Source organism: Serratia sp. H402Y, assembly GCF_051172415.1.
In the GTDB taxonomy this organism is placed as follows: Bacteria; Pseudomonadota; Gammaproteobacteria; order Enterobacterales; family Enterobacteriaceae; genus Serratia; species Serratia ureilytica.
The window spans coordinates 2,141,331-2,158,771 of sequence record NZ_JBPIYZ010000001.1; the positions used below are offsets into that span (position 1 = coordinate 2,141,331).

A 17,441-nucleotide genomic window follows, 5' to 3' on the forward strand; every position below is an offset into this window, starting at 1 on the left:
TTACGGCACCTTTTCTTCCTGATGGCTCGGATAGGCGAAGGCGTAGTAACCCGCATCGGCGGCGGATTTTTTCACCATGCCGTTGAGGATCACGCCTTTGATCGCCACGCCATTCTGTTCGAAACGGCGCATGCTGGTTTCGATCTGCTTGACGGTGTTCACTTCAAAACGCACCACCAGCAGCGAGGTGCCGGCGTGATGACCGACGATCGCCGCATCCGTCACCGCCAGAATCGGTGGCGTATCGATCAGCACCAGATCGTAGTGTTGCCCGGCCCAGCGCAGGAAGTCGGCGAAGCGGCGATGCATCAGCAGTTCGGATGGATTCGGCGGCACCTGGCCGCGCGGCACGAAGTCCAGGTTGGCGATGGCGGTTTTCCGCACCGCCTGTTCCGCCATCACGTCGCCCACCAGCATGTCGGACAAACCGCGATGTCCATCCTCGGCCAGCCAGCGATGCAGGAAGCCTTTGCGCATATCCGCGTCGATCAGCAACACCCGCTGCCCGGCCTGCGCCACTACCACCGCCAGGTTGGTGCTGGTGAAGCTCTTGCCGCTTTCCGGGCTGGCGCCGGAGACCATCAGAATATTGTTTTTGGCTTCCAGCATGGCGAAATGCAGGCTGGTACGCAGGCTGCGGATTGCCTCCACCGACAGATCCGTCGGCTCAGCCACCGCCAGGATCGGCAGGCGCCGGCCGCCGGATTTGGGCAACAGATGACGCTGCTCGCGGTTGCGCTTCACCTGCCACGGCGACAGCGGCACGGTGGCGTAGACGTTGATGCCCCGCTTCTCCAGCGTATCGATATCATTGATGCCGCGGTGGAAGGCCGCGCGCAACAGCACCACCGCGGCGGCGCCCCCGGCGCCCAGCAGCAGCGCCAACAGCACGATCAGCATCTTTTGCGGCTGGATCGGCCGAATGGCGGTTTCCGCTTCATCGATGATGCGCACGTTGCCTACCGTGCCGGCCTTGCTGATGCTCAGCTCCTGCTGCTTGTTCATCAGCTGCATGTAAACCTGCTGATCCACCTGCACGTCTCGGGTGAGACGCAGGATCTCCTGCTGCATTTTCGGCAGCGTCTGCACCTGTTTGCCCAGCCGCGCCTTTTCCGCTTCCAGCGTGGCGCGCTTTTCCAGCAGCGCCCGGTAAGCCGGGTGCGCGCGGGTATAGAGCTTGGAGATCTCCGCTTCCTTGAAGGTCAGTTCATTGAGCTGCGCTTCGAGCTGCACCTGCGTGTCCAACACCGATTTGGCTTCCAGCGACAGATCCACCGAGTCGTTTTGCTGACGGAACTGATTGAGCTGGGTTTCGGCGTTGTTGAGCGAGGTTTGCGTTTGCGGCAGTTGCTCTTGCAGGAACGCCAGCATTCGCTGCGCCTCTTCCGTTTTGCGATCCACGTTCTGCTGCAGGTAGTTGTCGGTGATGTTCTTCAGCACCGCCTCGGCGCGCTGCGGATCTTCACTCGGCAGCGTAAAGGTCATGATGCCGCTGTCTTTACCGCCCGGCACTACGTCAAGATTTTTGCGCAGATCGTCCACCGCTTTCTGGCGCGCGACTTTGACCACCGTGAAGCTGGCGCCCGGCGCCGCGTCCAGCGCCGAGACGGCCATGTTCCATCCGCCCTGCGCCACCGGCTGCCCGACCGCGCCGCTGAACAGTTTGGCGCCGTCATGGCTCAGCTCGTAATGCTGCCCATCGCGCACCGTCAGCGTCAGCGCTTCGCCCTCCATTTCCGGCGGCGTCGTCAACGTGGTGATGTCCAGCACCGGCGCCTTTTCGCCGCTCAGTCGGGCAAAACCTTTACCGAATACCGGGAAATAGTCCGGCTCGACGCGCACCGTCAGGCCAAGGGCATCCACCGTTTTGCCGAGCACGTAGCGCGACTTGGCCAGCGTCACTTCATCCTGCGTCGCCGAATTCTGCCCCATCGAGCTGTCCAGCGTTTCGCGCAGCAGCGAGTCGCCGGACAACTGTTTCTCCACCTGCACCACCGCCGTGGCCTGATACACCGGGGTCGCCAACAGGGCATAGGCGACGCCCAGCACGCCGGCCACGCCGGTTACGACGGCGATCCGCCAGCGGTTATCCCAAAGCGGCCCTACCAGACGCTCCCACTCCAGCTTTTCATCTTGTTCGGCCACCATCACGGACAGCGCATTGTTCTTCATTTTCTGTTCCTTATTCATCCTGCGGATTTACCAGTTGCGCACGCGCAAGGTAGCCTCGCTGAGATCGTTAAAGCTGCTGATGGTCGGCACCAGCTGGCTGATCAAACGGTTCCAGCGCGCGACCGGCGCCGCAGTGACGTACACGACGTCGTAAGGTTGCAGCTGAAATTCAGCGCCCATCGCCAGCGCGCTGGCGTCGGAAAGATCGAACTGATACAGCGTCGCCAGCCGCTGCGGCGTTTTGCCGCCGCTCGGCCGGATCACGAATACCCCGGTCGCATCCGCGACCGTCTGGCTGATCCCTTCGGAAGAGCCGAGGGCCTCGGTCAACGTCATGCCGCTGCGATCCATCTTCAGCGTCGCTTGCTTGCCCACTTCGCCCATCACGAACACTTTCAGTTCGTCATTGCGCGGGACGTAAAGGATGTCACCCGGCTGCAGCAACGCGTTCTGACTGATGTCGCCGCGCTGCATCAGCGCCTGCAGCGAGATGGCCCGATCCTTGCCCTGATGGGTCAGCACCACGTTGCGCCAGTCGGCGTTCTCCGTCAGGCCGCCGGCGGCGTTGATCGCATCCAGGATGGTCAGCGGCACGTTGGTGATCGCCTGCTGGCCGGAGGTTTTCACCTCACCGGTCACATAAGCCTTCTGCGAACGGAAAGCGGCGATGCTGACATCCACCTGCGGGCTTTCCACATACTGCGCCAGACGGCCGGCGATCAGGCTGCGCACTTCGGTGACGGTTTTGCCCACCACCGCCACTCGCCCGATATAGGGATAAAAAATCGTGCCATCGGCATGGACCCAGTTACCGGTGTCGCTGGCGCTGCGGTACTGCCCGGCCGGCGTAGTCAGCTCAGGGTGATCCCAGACGGTGACGTTCAACACGTCGCCGACGCCGATACGGTATTGATAGTTCTGCAGCCGCTGATCCAGCGCCGGGTTCGGCCGGGCGACCGGTTCTACGCGCCGCATTTTCTGCAGCAACATCGGCGACATGCGGTAGACCTGCACCTGGTTATTCAAATCAAAACCGTCGTCTTGCTGCACGACGACGGCTTTTCCGCTGGTAGGTAAATGTGAGCCAGGAATCACCGTACACCCGCTCAACAGCGCGGAGGTAAAGGCCAACGGCATCAAAAGAGGCAAATGAAAATTCATGGAAGTACCGTGATAAACGGGCTGCCGCCGCAGCCCGTGAGGGGATTAACGGCCGACGGTCGGATTATCGCTGAACACCGTCGCCTGACGCGGCTCGCGCAACAGGGCGAAATAGCCGCAAAAACAGAGCAGAAACGCCACCAGCATCAAACTCTCTTGCAGTTTCAGCACTTCGCTGCAGATGCCGATGCAGGCCAGCGTCACCGCCAGCATGGTGCTCATCGCCAGCGCCTGGCGCGCATTCAGTCCGCGACGCATCAGAATATGGTGCAAATGATCGCGCCCCGCTTTGAATGGGCTTTGGCGGCGCAGCAGGCGGCGCACCATCACCGTCACCATGTCCATCAGAGGAATGGCGATCAGCCACAGCGCGGTCACCGGGCGCATCACCGCCTGCGGTCCCTGGGTCGCCAGCAACACCAGCCACAGCACGCTGAAGCCGATCACCATGCTGCCGGCATCCCCCATAAAGATCTTGCTGCGCGCACCGAACAGACTCAGGTTGAACAGCAGATAAGCCGCCAGAGCGGCGATCAGGCCCAGACACCACAGCGCCAGGTCTTCCCGGCCGCCCAGCCCGAACACGATGGCCAGCGCGACGAAGGTGACGCAGGACAATGCGCCCAACTGCCCATCGATGCCATCCACCATGTTGTAGGCATTGATCGCTCCCCATACCGCCAGCGGCGTGAGCAGCAACGCGCCATAGCCGAGCATCACTTCCTGATGCCCCCAGACATAACCCAGCGAGGAGAGTTGCATCCCTGCCGCCAGCATCATCGCCAGCGCGATCCCTCCCTGCACCATGACGCGCGGCGCCACGGGCAGATCAAAGCGGTCATCCAGCACGCCCAACACCACCAGCGCCGTTATGCACAGCAGGTAGATCGTGCTTTCGGGCAGCCAGGCGGGTTGCCACAGCGTCATCAGCATCAGCGTCAGGTACACGGCGATGCCGCCGACCAGCGGAATGTGCCCCAGATGTTGCTTGCGCGCATTGGGCTTATCCACTAACCCCACCACCAAGGCGGCGCGGCGGGCAATAAGCACCCACGCCACCGCCAGCACAAATATCACGCTCAGTTGATATAACATCGTTCCTCCAGCGAATAAGCACGCTACCGCCCTTGAGTTACAGCTCCCAATGCGCTATTAACAAAAACAAAATTGATCCGGCCAGGATATAAGTCAGCATGCGCTAATCCTGAAAATGCAGATTTATCCGCTTGTCAGCGAAAATATCGAAATAACGTCAGCGTGCGATTAAGTTATCTATCAGAAAACTCATGTTTAATGGTTCTTTCGATTGCCGAATCAAGTTCGACCGGCGCCACGAAATTATTCTGCACATTGCTTTTAAATTGCGTTCTGGCACAGAATTTCTGCACTCTGACGCGACTAATTGGAAATTTCTTGCGACTTATTTTACTCACGACATCCAATGCGGTTGCGCCGCATATTCCCAAGGCGTAAGGAATGCGAATCGTCTTATTTTCTCTGCCCAATGAAGAGGAAATAACGTCGACCAGCTGATTCATCGTAAAGTCCGGTTTATCGACATAGTTGCTGACCTGATAACTGGACTGCTGATCCAACGCATGCTCCAGCCGTGCAGCAATATTCTCGACGTAAGCCATCGACTTCATATTATTGCCGCTGCCAATCATCACGAAACGGCCGCTGGCGATCTGGCGGAACAGGTTATACACGTTGCCGCGGTTGCCTTCGCCGAACACCACCGTCGGACGGATGATGGTCAATTTATTTGCGGCGTCTGCCTTGCGCCAGGCCTCATAAACATATTCCGCCTCGAGCTTGGACTTGCCGTAATGGTTGAAAGGTTCGAAACGCCCTTCTTCGCCGGTTTCCTGCTTGACGAACCCGTAAACGGCGACCGAGGAGGTGAAAATGATTTGGCGGATATTCAATGCAGAGGCGGTCATGCAGACATGACGTGCGCCTTCGACATTGACCTGATAATAGAGCGAAATGGGATCGACATTGTCCTGATGCTCCGCCGCCAGATTAATGATGGCGTCACAGCCCGCCAGCGGTTCTTGCAAAGTCTGAGGTTGAGTCACATCGCCATACTGATAAAGGGATGGAAAATGTGCACTGGGTTGCTTATCGACGATGACCAATGTCAGATCATCGCGCTTACTGAGACGTTTCGCCAGGCGTGTTCCGATAAAACCGGAACCCCCGATAATAGCTACTTTACGCTTATCCATAATTTGTCACTCAGCAGGTTCTCATTATTCCCGTCACCCGATTGGGACAGGCGCTAATACGCGTTAGGTAATGAGTTCCAGACTGGACAAATCGAACCTGGCTTTCAAATAACAAATAATGAAATAAAAGATTTCATCAAATGTAAAATTATCGCTATAGATAAAACCTCATTCAGCGCTAATTTTTAACATCGTAAGCAACTTGATATTGCAAGGTTTTATTCGGCAATATGAGATTAATCCGACCTTTACCGGTGGAGGAAGAGGTCTCATATTTTACCGGCAATTTCAGCTGGCCTTGTTTAGGATCGACACATTCGATGGTGGCCTGATCCATGTTCTCTCCCTGGTACAGACAGAACAGCGTTTGCGGGCTGTTGGTATGGGGATTATTCAGCGTCAGCGTCAACACCACGCGCGTGTTGTTCTGAATATCATTGATCACCGGCGGACGGGTTTGGTTGCCCAGGACATATGAAAAATGTGAAATAACCAGTAACGAGGCGAACACCGTCAGGTATTTCACCACGCGACTGGCAGGCACGCTGAAAAAGCGGCGCACGGATAGCGACTTCTTTTCATGCGCCGGATCTTGAGAGGAATCCATCGCCGCAACAGGCGCAGAAACGAGGGTCGATTTACGCGGCTTAACTATTTTCTCGTCGTTGGCTACAGGCGATTCATTTTCACTTTCAGAAAGTTCCGCTTGAATATCAACGTCAATATCATCGTTACCGTTTAATATATCATCATCGGCGTAGTCTTCATCTTCAGATATAAAGTGAAAAGCCGCTTGATTTTCCACCTTGTAACCCAAGCGTGGAATGGTTCTGATAAGCGTGTGTTCCGAATCGCTAATTTTCTGACGAATGGATTTAATTGTTTGATTTATCGTTGAATCTGAACAATAGGTTCCTTTCCAGATATTTTCTATAATTTCCGTTCGGGTAACCAGCTCGGGGGATCTGGCGACAAGCAGCGAAAGAATTTGATACTCCTTCCAACGCAGACGGAATTTCTCCCCGGCAGGAGTCAGAACATCGAGATTCCTAATCTTTATTCTTTTATCAAGATTCACTTTTAATTTCCTTAGCGTGCCTGTCCTGCACACTTTGTATAGAAATATCAAAAAATGTTCAAGAAATTAAATGTAAACTCAACAGGTTGCATTCATCGGATATTGGCTTTTATAAAAATTTTCTGATTTCATTTTTTACATTAAGCCTGATTCAGGATGTTCCGTTTATCCAAACGACTCTATTTCCCTGTTGGCAACATGGATTTCTTTCCTGGCTACCGTAAAATTCAAACTAGCACCTCTTTGATTTAGAAAGAAAAAACTAACGGCGTTGCTTGATTGTTAATCGAATGAAATTGTGAAATTTCATTCTTCGCCCTGAATTCATTCTGTTTTTCCACCTAATCTGAACGTCAGATAGACTACAAAAAGACGGAAAAAACAGAATGAGAGTTATCTGATTTAACTCCGGCGTTCATTCCATCCAACGGGCGCAGCATCTAAGACAAAACCCTATTGCTGATTTTATAATACGCACATCAATTAGGTATTCTCCTAAGCAATTTCATTTAAACGCAGGAAAAAGCATTAATTGTTTAATAGTAAGAACACGCTCAACAAAACGAAAAAACCGCGTGAATAATATAAACCTTTTGTGAGAAAGGATTCATACATTGAGAGATATAACTATAAAAAAAGAAAAAAACGGCAAGCGGGGGTGAGAATTTTACCTAAAGGCAGAAAATTTCACTGAGGAGGAGAAGAGAGAAGTTTCGGTATGAACGAAATATCCCTCCCTTGTCGGGAGGGATAGAGAAAGTCGTTTGACACTCAGGCTTTTTTCTTGCGGCCATACACCGCCCAGGTGATCACGACGCACAAAATGTAAAATACCAGGAACACTTTCATCGCGCCCGCAGGTGAACCGGTCAGCGCCAGTGAGGTGCCAAAGGCCTGCGGAATGAAGAAGCCGCCGGCGGCGCCAATCGCCGAGATAAAGCCCAACGCGGCGGCGGAATCGGTTACCGCCTCACGCTGCGCGCTTTCATCGCTGCCGCCGGCCGCTTTAACGCGATCGACGGTGATTTTGCGGAAAATAACGGCGATCATTTGGAAAGTCGATCCGCTGCCCAGCCCCGCAGTGAGGAACAGCACCATAAAGATGCCGTAGAAGGCGATGAACGACCCGCCCTCGCCCGCACTCGGCAAGGTCAGGAACAACAGCGCGGCAAAAACGGCCATGACCACAAAGTTGATCAACGTCACCCGCACACCGCCGAAACGGTCAGACAACGCGCCGCCGACCGGCCGCGCCAGCGCCCCCAGGAACGGCCCGAAAAACGCGTAATGCAAGATCACCACGTCGGGGAACTGCGTCTTCGACAGCATGGCGAAGCCGGCGGAGAAACCGATGAAAGAGCCAAAGGTCGCGAGATACAGCAGACTCAGCATCCACAGATGCCCACGCTTGAGCACCGGCAGTTGCTGACGCAGCGATGCCTTGGCCGCCGCCAGATCGTTCATGCCGAACCAGGCCGCCAACGTGCCGACCAGCAGGAACGGCACCCAGATCCAGGCGGCGTTTTCCAGCCACAGCTGGCCCCCCTCCACCTGGTTTTGCGCCGTGCCGCCAAACAGGCCGAACAGGCTGAAGGAAATCGCCAGCGGCGCGACCAGCTGCATGACGCTGACGCCCAGATTGCCCAACCCGCCGTTGAGCCCCAACGCCCCGCCCTGACGCGCTTTCGGGAAGAAGAAGCTGATGTTGGCCATGCTGGAAGCAAAGTTGGCGCCGGCGAAACCGCACAGCAGGGAAATAATGACGAACACGCTGTACGGCGTACTGCTGTCCTGCACCGCAAACCCGAGCCACAGGCAGGGCACCAGCAGGAAGCAGGTGCTGATGGCGGTCCAGCGACGGCCGCCAAACAGCGGGATCACGAAGGAATACGGTACGCGCAAAATGGCGCCCGAGACCGACGGCAGCGCCGTCAGGAGAAACAGCTGGTCGGTGGTAAAATTGAAGCCGACCTTGTTCAGGTTGACCGCGACGGCGCTGAACAGCATCCAGACGCAGAAGGCCAGCAGCAGACAGGGAATGGAAATCCACAGGTTGCGGGTGGCGATGCGCTGGCCACGCTGCTGCCAAAAAGCGCTGTCTTCAGGGCGCCAGTCCTGAATCAGCGCACCGGTTTTCTTTGATGAAGGCGTTGCAAGTTGCGACATAAAAACCTCAGACACGGGGGATCATTCCGCACACCCTAGGGGGCGGCCCCTGCGGCAAAGTTGATGTATATCAACCCGCATGCAAGTAGTTGGCGGCGGAAATGGCGCCTTCATCCCCTTAGGGGTACGCCCTAACCAAAAATTAAATTCATTTAAATCAATAAACTAATCACTATCACTTTCGTTTTCTTGCCGTCTCGACGCGCCCCTGGAAACTAATGGGTACTTCATTCGAGGTATGGGGTTATGCGCAGGGATAATCAAAAATACGGCTGAATCGTGACTTGTTTAGCCCCATCGCCGCCTTCGCCCCTGAGCTTCAGCGGCGCCAAACGCCAGGAATCCGCACTTATGAAACGCCTGTTGGCCCCGCTTTCGATCGTGAATCAGGTCGCCCTGCTGATGTTGCTGTCGGGCATGCTGGGCGTGGCCGGCATGGGGATTTCCGCCTGGATGTCGCAAAGCATTCAGGGCAACGCGCACGCCATCAACAAGGCCGGCTCGCTGCGCATGCAAAGCTACCGGCTGCTGGCGCAGGTGCCGCTGGATGAACGGCACGAAGCGCTGATCCGGGAACTGGAGCGCGACGAAAACAGCCCCGACCTGCAGCGTTCGGTGGAGCAGGAAGGGTTGACGCAGCCTTTCAACGCCCTGCGCGACTATTGGCAACAGACGCTGCAACCTCGCCTGCGCAGCGCGCAGCAGCCGGCCGACGCCGCGCCCCAGGTCGCGCACTTCGTGCGGTTGTTGGATAAGCTGGTGTCGGATATCGACAGGCAAACCGAACGCCGCCTGCTGATGGTGACGCTGGTGCAGGCCGGCTTTATTGCGCTGACGCTACTGCTGTTGATCGGTACCACCTGCTACCTGCGGCGCCGGTTGCTGCATCCCTGGCGGCAACTGGTGGAGATGGCCCTGGCGGTAGGCCGCGGTGATTTTAGCCGCCGCTTTGCGCAGCGCGGCCATCAGGATGAAATGGCGTCGCTCGGCGGCGCGTTGAACACCATGTCCGACGAGCTGTCGGCCACCTACAGCGGGCTGGAGCAGCGCGTGGCCGAGAAGACCGCCGACCTGCAGCAGAAAAATCAGGTTCTTAGCTTCCTCTATCGCGCCAGCCGCCAGCTGCACGCCAGCGAGCCGCTGTGCAGTCGCCTGACGCCGCTGCTCAACCAATTGCAAACCCTGACGCCGCTGCGCGCCATTCAGGTGCGGCTGTATGAAAACGACAGCCGGGAACCGCTGCTGCAGCTGAGCGGCAACCAACCGCTAAGGCCGGAGCATTGCCATAACCCGGTGTGCAGCGCCTGCCTGAACGACAGCGACCGCCAGTATCCCAACAATCCGTCGCTGAGCTGGAGCCTGAGCGACAAGCTCGGCGACTACGGCGTGATCGTGGCGCAACATGCGCCGCAGCAACCGCTGAACGATGAACATCGCCAACTGATCAATACCCTGGTGGAACAGCTGACCAGCGTGCTGGCCATCGAACGTCAGGTCGACCACCAGCAGCAGTTGATGCTGATGGAGGAGCGGGCGGCGATCGCCCGCGAGCTGCACGACTCCATCGCCCAATCGCTCTCCTGCCTGAAAATGCAGATCGCCTGTCTGCAGATGCAGGGGGAAACGCTCTCTGCCGCCAGCCAGGCGCTGGTGCAACAGATGCGTGAAGAGCTGAACGGCGCCTATCGCCAACTGCGCGAACTGCTGACCACCTTCCGTCTGCAGTTGACCGAACCGGGTCTGCTGGCGGCGCTGCAATCGACGGTCGCGGAGTTCAACCCCAAACTGGGCCTGACCATCAGCCTCGATTATCAGCTGGGGCCGCGCACGGTGCCGGCCTATCAGGCCATACACCTGCTGCAGATCGCCCGCGAGGCGCTCAGCAACATCCTTAAGCATGCCGCCGCCAGCGAGGTAAGCATTCAGGTCATCAATAAACGCGGCGAAGTGACCCTGAGCGTATGCGACAACGGACGCGGCCTCCCGGCCGAGACCTCTCGCCCCGACCATTACGGCTTGATCATCATGCGCGATCGCGCCAAGAGCCTGCACGGCCGCTGCGACATTTTACCGCGCAGCGGCGGCGGCACCGAGGTGCGGGTCAGCTTCACGCCGGATAACCACGCCATCGACTAACGGAGACACCATGACGACAGAAACCGCCGCCACCATCTTACTGATCGACGACCACCCCATGCTGCGCAACGGCGTAAAACAGCTGATCGGCATGGACGCTCGCCTGCAGGTCATCGCCGAGGCCAGCAACGGTGAACAAGGGGTCGCGCTGGCGGAGCAGCACGATCCGGATCTGATCCTGCTCGACCTGAACATGCCCGGCATCAACGGGCTGGAAACGCTGGATCGCCTGCGCCAGACCGATCTGTCGGGGCGCATCGTGGTGTTCAGCGTATCCAACCATGAAGACGACGTCGTCAGCGCGCTCAAGCGCGGCGCCGATGGCTATCTGCTGAAAGACATGGAGCCGGAGGATCTGCTTAAGGCGCTGCATCAGGCGGCGGCCGGGCAGATGGTGCTCAGCGAAACGCTGACGCCGATCCTCGCCGCCAGCCTGCGGGAAAACCGCCCAAGCGCCGAGCGCGATATTCAGCAACTGACGCCGCGCGAACGGGATATCCTGAAGCTGATCGCCCAGGGGCTGCCGAACAAGCTGATCGCCCGCCGCCTGACCATCACGGAAAGCACCGTCAAGGTACACGTCAAACACCTGCTGAAAAAGATGAAGCTGAAATCCCGCGTCGAGGCCGCCGTGTGGGTGTTGCAGGGTAAAAACGGTTAATCGTCGCCGTACAGCGGCCCGGTTTGCGCCGGGATCGGCGGCGGCGTCAGGGTTTGGATCGGCGGCTGATCCGCTTCATCACCGGCGGTCGCCGTCAGCGGCGGCGCCACTTTCAGTTCTATCCAGTTGGACGTCACGCGCTGCTGTTTGTCGTCCTCCAGCGTGACCGACAGCCGATAGCTGTTGGCGGCGCCCGGGGCGTCATCCCACGGCGGCACGATCGCCGTCCAGCCCTGCGGGTCGTTGGCATTGTGCGGCGGTGTCAGGCTCAGCGCCTGCGTATCCCCCTGCCAGCTGACGTGAGAAATCCCGTGCAACGCCTTGATTTCCAACACCAGCGGCACGGTTTCCCCCGCCTGCAGGCTCCACGGCGGCGTGGCCAGGAACACCTGCAGCGTCTTGCGCTGGCGGAACTCCAGCACCGGCACGTTTTTACGTTCGACAGGATCGTAGCGGCTGCCGCGCAGCGACTTGGCCTGCGCCACATACTCCGGCGAAATCTGCTTGACCAGCGGCACCCCGAGCCGGTAGCTCAGCGCCAATTCCACCTGATCCTGGCTCTGCCCGCCCGCACCAATCTTATGCAACGCCTTCATCGTCACCAGCGGCACCGGGGTATAGTTGAGCCCCAGCTGCATCGCGCGCGGATCGTTTTGTTTCTTGCCGCTGCCGAACAGATCGACATTCTCGCCCAGGTACTGTTCATAGCTGAGCGAACCGCCGATTTGGCGATAGAACGGCAAATAGCCCTGCGTCGTGATGTCGTAACCGCGCGCCGGACGGCTGAAAAATACCCCATCGCCGGGCTGTTGCGACAGCGCCGACAGCGGATAGTAATAGTTGGTGGAGAAACGCAGGTAGTCCCCCCAGGCTTCCGCCCCCACGCTGCCGCGATTGCGCTGCCGAGCGAAATCGCTGTCGAGCGCCGTGTTGTAACCCAGCAGCCAGTCACCGGCGATCCAGCGTTGCCCCAGCGCGACATTGCCGAGCGCCCCGGTGCTTTGCTGCAGCCAGCCGATTTGGCTGTAGGTCAACAACCCATCGACGTCGTACAACGGGCTGAAGAGCTGGCCGTTGCTGCCGGTAAAATCGCCCTCGCCGTTCATCTTCAGCGACAGCCGGGCGGTTCCCAACGGAGACAGCAGTTCTTGCGCCTGTTGCTGCAGCGCACCGGTCGCCTGCCCCAGCAAATAATCTTCAGCGCGGCTGCGCATCTGCTGACGTGAAACGTTGTTCAGATCTTTTTCGCCGAGCTGTTTGGCCATCTCGGCCCACTGCTTCTCGCGTGCGGCGTCGTCGGGCGCGCCGCCCAGTTCGGGCAAGTTCGCCGCCGGATCTGCGCCGGCCTGTTCGGAAGAGATAACGCTGTCCGGCGCCGGTGGGGATTCGGCGCACGCGGGCGCCGCGCCGGCCAGCCACACCAGCGGTCCGGCCAGCCACGCCGTCTGGCGTCGGCGCCAGAATCGTTTTTTAGTCTTGATGAGTACTGCCTGAATAACGTCTTTCATGACACCGTTGGCTTCCCTCCTTCCTGGAGCACGCCAACCCACTGCTTTGCCGCCGCCATTCCCGGACAGCGCTGAAAAACCTCACGTCCCCGGCCCGGCGGGAGCGCCTATATCCTCATAGCCTAACGGCTTGGCGAGCAGAAACAATAGGATAAACCCCAATCGCTCCCAAGTGACGTCGTCACTTGTACCCTTTACCGATCCATTTCGGCCGCCAGGTGAATTCACCGCATTTTAGCGCCGATTTTGCCGATAAAAAGCACAGTACCCCGCGGCTGCGCGCCACCGCGCAGGGCATTGTACACCCCTGCAATACGCAGCGTGGCGATGCGAACGCCTGCGCATTCCTCACAACCGACCGCGTTTTCCCCTGATGAAATACGCATTTTGCCGTTATTTTAGCCGTCTGTTTACGACTGGCGGAGTCCGGATGTTGCTTTCTTTACTGTGGCACGCGCTGTTTTTCACCGCGCTGCTGTCGGCGGGCCTGATCGCCTTCGCGCTCATTACGTGGCTGGAACGCGTGGAGGGCGTCAACGGTCGCCCACAGAGGTTGCGCCTTCAGGGGCCGCTGCTGACGGCACTGGGGCTGGCGTTGGCGACGCTGCCCCTGAGCCTGGCTGCAGCGCCTCGATGGGGGTTAGTGCCGGCCGCGGCGCTCCTGATCGCCCTGGCCTGGCTGGACTGGCGCCATCGGTGGCTGCCGGATCGACTGACTCAGCCGCTGCTGTGGGGCGGGCTACTGTGCAACCTTGACGCTCGCTGGGCGCCGCTGGAAGACGCCGTGCTGGGTGCCGTCGCCGGTTACGGCGCGTTATGGCTGCTCAATGCGCTCTACCGGCTGACGCAGCGGCGTGACGGCATCGGCCAAGGCGATTTCAAACTGCTGGCGGCGCTGGGCGCCTGGCTTGGCTGGACGATGTTGCCGCTGCTGGTCTTTCTGGCGGCGGCGTTCGGATTGGGCGTCGCGTTGGCGCGTGGCCTGCACAACCGCCGAGCCTGGCGAACGCCGCAACCTTTCGGTATCGGGTTAGCGGCGGCCGGCTGGCTATGCCTGCTGACCGGTCCCGGCTCACCTGGCCCGCAGTGGAATTTCATTTATTTCACAGCATCAACCCCACATGAAATCGAGGCAGAACGCGGTTCTGCGCATTTCGCACCGTTTTTACCCAGCCTCGCCGACGGCCATTTTTCCGCTGCCGGCAAGGGATGATAACCCGGTGAAATTTTGCCTATTTCACCAAAACTCACTGTGTCCCTTTAGGCCCCGGTGTTATGTTCCCCAGCTGGATCACGCCATGGAGCATCCCATGCAAAACCCGGTCAGGCCACTCGCCGCCCTTCCCGACAGCGAACAGGCGCATTCTTCCGTGCAATGGCTGCTGCTGGGCGCCGTCGCCATCACAGGCGTTTGGTTCGCCCCCTATTTATCGTTAGTGATTTGCAGCGGCTTGATCGCCGCCTTTATGCTGCTGCGCCAGCAACCCGATCGCGTGCTGAATCTCACCGCCTTCCTGCTGCTGACCGTGATATCCGCGGTGCCGCTGGCGACGAAGAACCTCGAGCCGGTGATGAACGACAAGGTGAACTACTACCTTGAGATGCAGCAGTACAGCGGCTACGGCCTGATGGACTGGTTGGCGCAGTTTTCCGGCACCGACTTTGTCTCGCACCTGTTGTTTAAACTGACTGCCACCTGGTTTGGCGTCGGTAATGGCGCATTCGCCGCCTTCTTCCTTATCAGCTTTTCGCTGCTGGCGCTGGGCGTTTACCGCCTGTCGCGCACTTACTTTGCCGTGATCCTGTTTTTGTTCTGCTGCCAGTACAATTTCCAGGGGCTGTACGGCAACCTGTTGCGGCAGGGGCTGGCGCTCTCTTTCCTGGTGCTGGCCGTGTCGGAACAGCACCGCGGCCGCATGCTGCTCTGGATCGTGATGGCGTCCTTCAGCCATTTTTCCGCTTTCCTGTTTCTGCCCTATCTGCTGCTGCCCGCGCGCTGGCGCACCGTGGGCACCCTGCCGGTGTTGGCGCTGTTCGCCGCCTGTTACCTCGGCGGCGCGGTGCTGATGCCTAAACTGATCGCCGTCGTCGGCAACGACTTTCTGGCCTCGCGCGCCGAAGCCTACGTCAGCGGCGACTTCGGTAATAACCCGGTGCGCAAAATCCAAATCACGCTGCTGTACGTCGGCGTGGTGGAGGCGCTGTATCAATTCGCCCGCTACAAGTTCCGCACGCCATCGCCTCAGTTTGTACAAGCCGCCTATGCCGTGCGCCTGATGTTCCTTTATAACTGCGCGGTGTTCTTCGCCACCATCAGCTTTGAAGAGGTGGCCAACCGCTATTCATTCAACATGATGATCTTCGTGCTGATCTTTATGGTGATGGTATGCGGCAATCTGAAAGACGCGGTAAGCCGGGTGCTGCTAACGTTGCTGTGCTTCTCGCTCGGCATCGCGTCCTATCTGTATATCAACCAGGTCGGCGTGCAGCAGTTTTGGTACGGCGATCTGCAGGCGCTGGTGACCGACAGCCTGCCGACAATCCTCAATAAGCTGAATCTCGCCGGCACGCCGTGGTGAGCTCGCCGCGTTAACACCGGCCAGGCCCCCTATCCTCTCGGCGGCGAGGGGGCATTTTTCGTTCACGGCTGCGTTTTATTCACCCGATCCAGATACAGCATGCTGTTGGCGATATCCACCCGGGCATCTTCAACATTGTCCCGTAATGCCACCAACGTTTGCCCCTGCAGCGCCAGCACATAAGGCGAACTGGCTTGAAGTTCCCGTTGCAGCGCGGCGTAACGTGCGCTGCGCGCTGCGCTGTCGCCTTCCGCAGCCGCCGCACGCGTTTCCGCGCTGATGGCGGGAATGCTCCACTGGGTGCGCCAGGCCAGGGTCTTCGGCCCGCCCGGCACATTGTAGGCAAAGGCGCTGGCGTTGGTGTTCGGATCCAGATAGTCGGCGCCCCAATAGGTGAAGATCGCCTGGAAATCGCGGCCGCGCATCTTGCCCCACAGATCGCTCTCCACCACCGGATGAATGTCCAGCCGCAGCCCAGCCTGCGCAAAGCTGGCCTGCAGCGCCTGCGCGATGTCGGTATACGGCGGCTGGTTGATGACGATCAGGCTGATGCTTGTGCCCTCGTTGATGCCGGCATCGCGCAGGATCTGTTTGGCCTTGTCCACATCGAGCTTAAACGGCCGCTCGTCGAGCGCACCGTCCAAGCCCTGCGGCAAGAAGGCCTGATGCACGCGATATTGCCCTTTCAGCAACCGTTCGGCGATGCTCTGATAATCCACCAGCCAGCGCGCCGCCTGCCACAGCGCCGGATTGCCCAGCGCCGGGTTGTCTTTGCTGCCGGTATTGAAACCGAGGTAATACACCTTGGGCGCATCGGCTTGCTCAATACGCACGCCCGGCGCTTTGCGCAGCGAGTCGAACTGGTCAGCGCCCAGATCGTAGGCCACGTCGGCATCCCCCTTCAGCAACAGTAAACGGCGGGTGCCGGCATCGCTGACGTTCTTGAATAACACCGTTTTCAACCGGGCCGGCGACGGCGCGTAATCGTTGCGGCCAAACAGCAATGCCTCATGCGGCACATAGTTATTCACCCGATACGGGCCGCCGCCGGCCGAATGGTTGCGCAGCCAGGCGTTCCCGAAGTCCCCCTGCTGCGCGTGTTCGCTCAACAGCTTCTCATCCACGATCGAAGCCACGTTCGCCGTCAGCAGCCGCAGCGCCAGCTCGCTGCCGATGTTGGCCGACCAACTGAGCTGCACCTGGTTATCCCCGATCTTCTTCAGCTGCTGCTCGACGTTATCCGGCGTCCAGCCAAACTCAGCGAGAATAAAGGACGGCGCCTTGTTCAGCTTCACCGCACGCACCAGTGAGTAAATCACGTCCTCGGGACGCAGCGGATTGCCGGAAGCGAAACGTTGCTGCGGCTTCAGGGTAAAGATCAGGCTACGCCCATCGGCGCCCGCTTGCCAACGGGCGGCGGCGTCCGGCGCCAACTTTTGCGGCGCACCGCGATCCGGCGCCACCAGGCGCTGATAGAGATTGACCAGATTGGCCGAGCTGACGGTTTCAAAGCTCTCCGCCGGATCGAGGCTGATGATGCCCTCCAGCGAACTGACCACCACCAAGGTATCCGGCGGGGTGGCGGCCTGCGCGCCGAAAGCGGTCGCCAGCGCGCCATACAATAAGGTTGGGATTAACCGTTTCATCGATACACTCTCCACAATCACGCGGTTGCGTTGTTTTTCGAGTGTAGGGGGTAAGAATTAACAGAAGAACGACGATAAATTGCTTTATTTATTACCAAGATGG

Annotated in this window: 12 protein-coding genes; 4 read left to right on the plus strand and 8 right to left on the minus strand. The window is 58.7% G+C overall.

Translation table 11 applies throughout. The features are described from left to right. The 6 genes from ACSBQS_RS10520 to ACSBQS_RS10545 form a co-directional block, all read right to left on the minus strand. Positions 1–2,172: a polysaccharide biosynthesis tyrosine autokinase gene (locus ACSBQS_RS10520; protein ID WP_197666110.1), complete on the minus strand. Its 2,172-nt coding sequence runs from the start codon at positions 2,170–2,172 to the stop codon at positions 1–3. A 27-nt stretch (positions 2,173–2,199) separates the two neighbouring features. Next, the gene (locus ACSBQS_RS10525) at positions 2,200–3,333 is read right to left on the minus strand and encodes a polysaccharide export protein (RefSeq protein WP_033650895.1); all 1,134 of its coding nucleotides are present in this window, start codon (positions 3,331–3,333) and stop codon (positions 2,200–2,202) included. A gap of 45 nt (positions 3,334–3,378) precedes the next feature. Further along, positions 3,379–4,428 carry a UDP-N-acetylglucosamine--undecaprenyl-phosphate N-acetylglucosaminephosphotransferase gene (gene wecA / locus ACSBQS_RS10530; RefSeq protein WP_033643441.1) on the minus strand — a complete coding sequence of 350 codons (1,050 nt, stop codon included), beginning with the start codon at positions 4,426–4,428 and terminating at the stop codon, positions 3,379–3,381. Positions 4,429–4,601: 173 nt separating this feature from the next. Next, positions 4,602–5,564 carry an NAD-dependent epimerase/dehydratase family protein gene (locus tag ACSBQS_RS10535; protein WP_033643442.1) on the minus strand — a complete coding sequence of 321 codons (963 nt, stop codon included), beginning with the start codon at positions 5,562–5,564 and terminating at the stop codon, positions 4,602–4,604. A 178-nt stretch (positions 5,565–5,742) separates the two neighbouring features. Next, complete coding sequence (locus ACSBQS_RS10540; RefSeq protein ID WP_033650894.1) at positions 5,743–6,642, minus strand: transcriptional regulator; 900 nt, start codon at positions 6,640–6,642, stop codon at positions 5,743–5,745. A gap of 771 nt (positions 6,643–7,413) precedes the next feature. Then, positions 7,414–8,808, minus strand: a complete 1,395-nt coding sequence (locus ACSBQS_RS10545) for a NarK family nitrate/nitrite MFS transporter (RefSeq protein WP_033650893.1) — start codon at positions 8,806–8,808, stop codon at positions 7,414–7,416. Positions 8,809–9,159: 351 nt separating this feature from the next. On the opposite strand from ACSBQS_RS10545, the gene narX reads away from it, so the two are divergent. After that, positions 9,160–10,944, plus strand: a complete 1,785-nt coding sequence (gene narX, locus ACSBQS_RS10550; protein ID WP_033643445.1) for a nitrate/nitrite two-component system sensor histidine kinase NarX — start codon at positions 9,160–9,162, stop codon at positions 10,942–10,944. A 10-nt stretch (positions 10,945–10,954) separates the two neighbouring features. Continuing rightward, positions 10,955–11,605 (plus strand): two-component system response regulator NarL, encoded by a 651-nt coding sequence (gene narL, locus ACSBQS_RS10555; RefSeq protein ID WP_033643446.1) that lies wholly within the window; start codon positions 10,955–10,957, stop codon positions 11,603–11,605. On the opposite strand, the gene ACSBQS_RS10560 is transcribed toward narL, so the two are convergent. Next, positions 11,602–13,113, minus strand: coding sequence for a YchO/YchP family invasin (locus tag ACSBQS_RS10560; protein ID WP_101452894.1), 1,512 nt, complete (start codon positions 13,111–13,113; stop codon positions 11,602–11,604). The genes narL and ACSBQS_RS10560 overlap by 4 nt on opposite strands. Before the next feature lie 430 nt (positions 13,114–13,543). Here ACSBQS_RS10560 and ACSBQS_RS10565 point away from each other — a divergent pair, with 430 nt between their 5' ends. Further along, positions 13,544–14,326 (plus strand): prepilin peptidase, encoded by a 783-nt coding sequence (locus ACSBQS_RS10565; protein ID WP_101452893.1) that lies wholly within the window; start codon positions 13,544–13,546, stop codon positions 14,324–14,326. 97 nt (positions 14,327–14,423) lie between these two features. Then, positions 14,424–15,692, plus strand: a complete 1,269-nt coding sequence (locus tag ACSBQS_RS10570) for an EpsG family protein (protein ID WP_033650891.1) — start codon at positions 14,424–14,426, stop codon at positions 15,690–15,692. A gap of 62 nt (positions 15,693–15,754) precedes the next feature. Here the strand turns inward: ACSBQS_RS10570 and ACSBQS_RS10575 are convergent, their stop codons facing one another. Beyond that, the gene (locus tag ACSBQS_RS10575) at positions 15,755–17,338 is read right to left on the minus strand and encodes an ABC transporter substrate-binding protein (protein ID WP_187048142.1); all 1,584 of its coding nucleotides are present in this window, start codon (positions 17,336–17,338) and stop codon (positions 15,755–15,757) included. Positions 17,339–17,441: the final 103 nt, after the last annotated feature.

Excerpts from the sequence above, each read along its gene's own strand:
- ACSBQS_RS10520 (WP_197666110.1), bottom strand. The coding sequence starts at position 2,172 with ATGAAGAACAATGCGCTGTCCGTGATGGTGGCCGAACAAGATGAAAAG.
- ACSBQS_RS10525 (WP_033650895.1), bottom strand. The coding sequence starts at position 3,333 with ATGAATTTTCATTTGCCTCTTTTGATGCCGTTGGCCTTTACCTCCGCG.
- wecA (WP_033643441.1), bottom strand. The coding sequence starts at position 4,428 with ATGTTATATCAACTGAGCGTGATATTTGTGCTGGCGGTGGCGTGGGTG.
- ACSBQS_RS10535 (WP_033643442.1), bottom strand. The coding sequence starts at position 5,564 with ATGGATAAGCGTAAAGTAGCTATTATCGGGGGTTCCGGTTTTATCGGA.
- ACSBQS_RS10545 (WP_033650893.1), bottom strand. The coding sequence starts at position 8,808 with ATGTCGCAACTTGCAACGCCTTCATCAAAGAAAACCGGTGCGCTGATT.
- narX (WP_033643445.1), top strand. The coding sequence starts at position 9,160 with ATGAAACGCCTGTTGGCCCCGCTTTCGATCGTGAATCAGGTCGCCCTG.
- narL (WP_033643446.1), top strand. The coding sequence starts at position 10,955 with ATGACGACAGAAACCGCCGCCACCATCTTACTGATCGACGACCACCCC.
- ACSBQS_RS10560 (WP_101452894.1), bottom strand. The coding sequence starts at position 13,113 with ATGAAAGACGTTATTCAGGCAGTACTCATCAAGACTAAAAAACGATTC.
- ACSBQS_RS10565 (WP_101452893.1), top strand. The coding sequence starts at position 13,544 with ATGTTGCTTTCTTTACTGTGGCACGCGCTGTTTTTCACCGCGCTGCTG.
- ACSBQS_RS10570 (WP_033650891.1), top strand. The coding sequence starts at position 14,424 with ATGCAAAACCCGGTCAGGCCACTCGCCGCCCTTCCCGACAGCGAACAG.
- ACSBQS_RS10575 (WP_187048142.1), bottom strand. The coding sequence starts at position 17,338 with ATGAAACGGTTAATCCCAACCTTATTGTATGGCGCGCTGGCGACCGCT.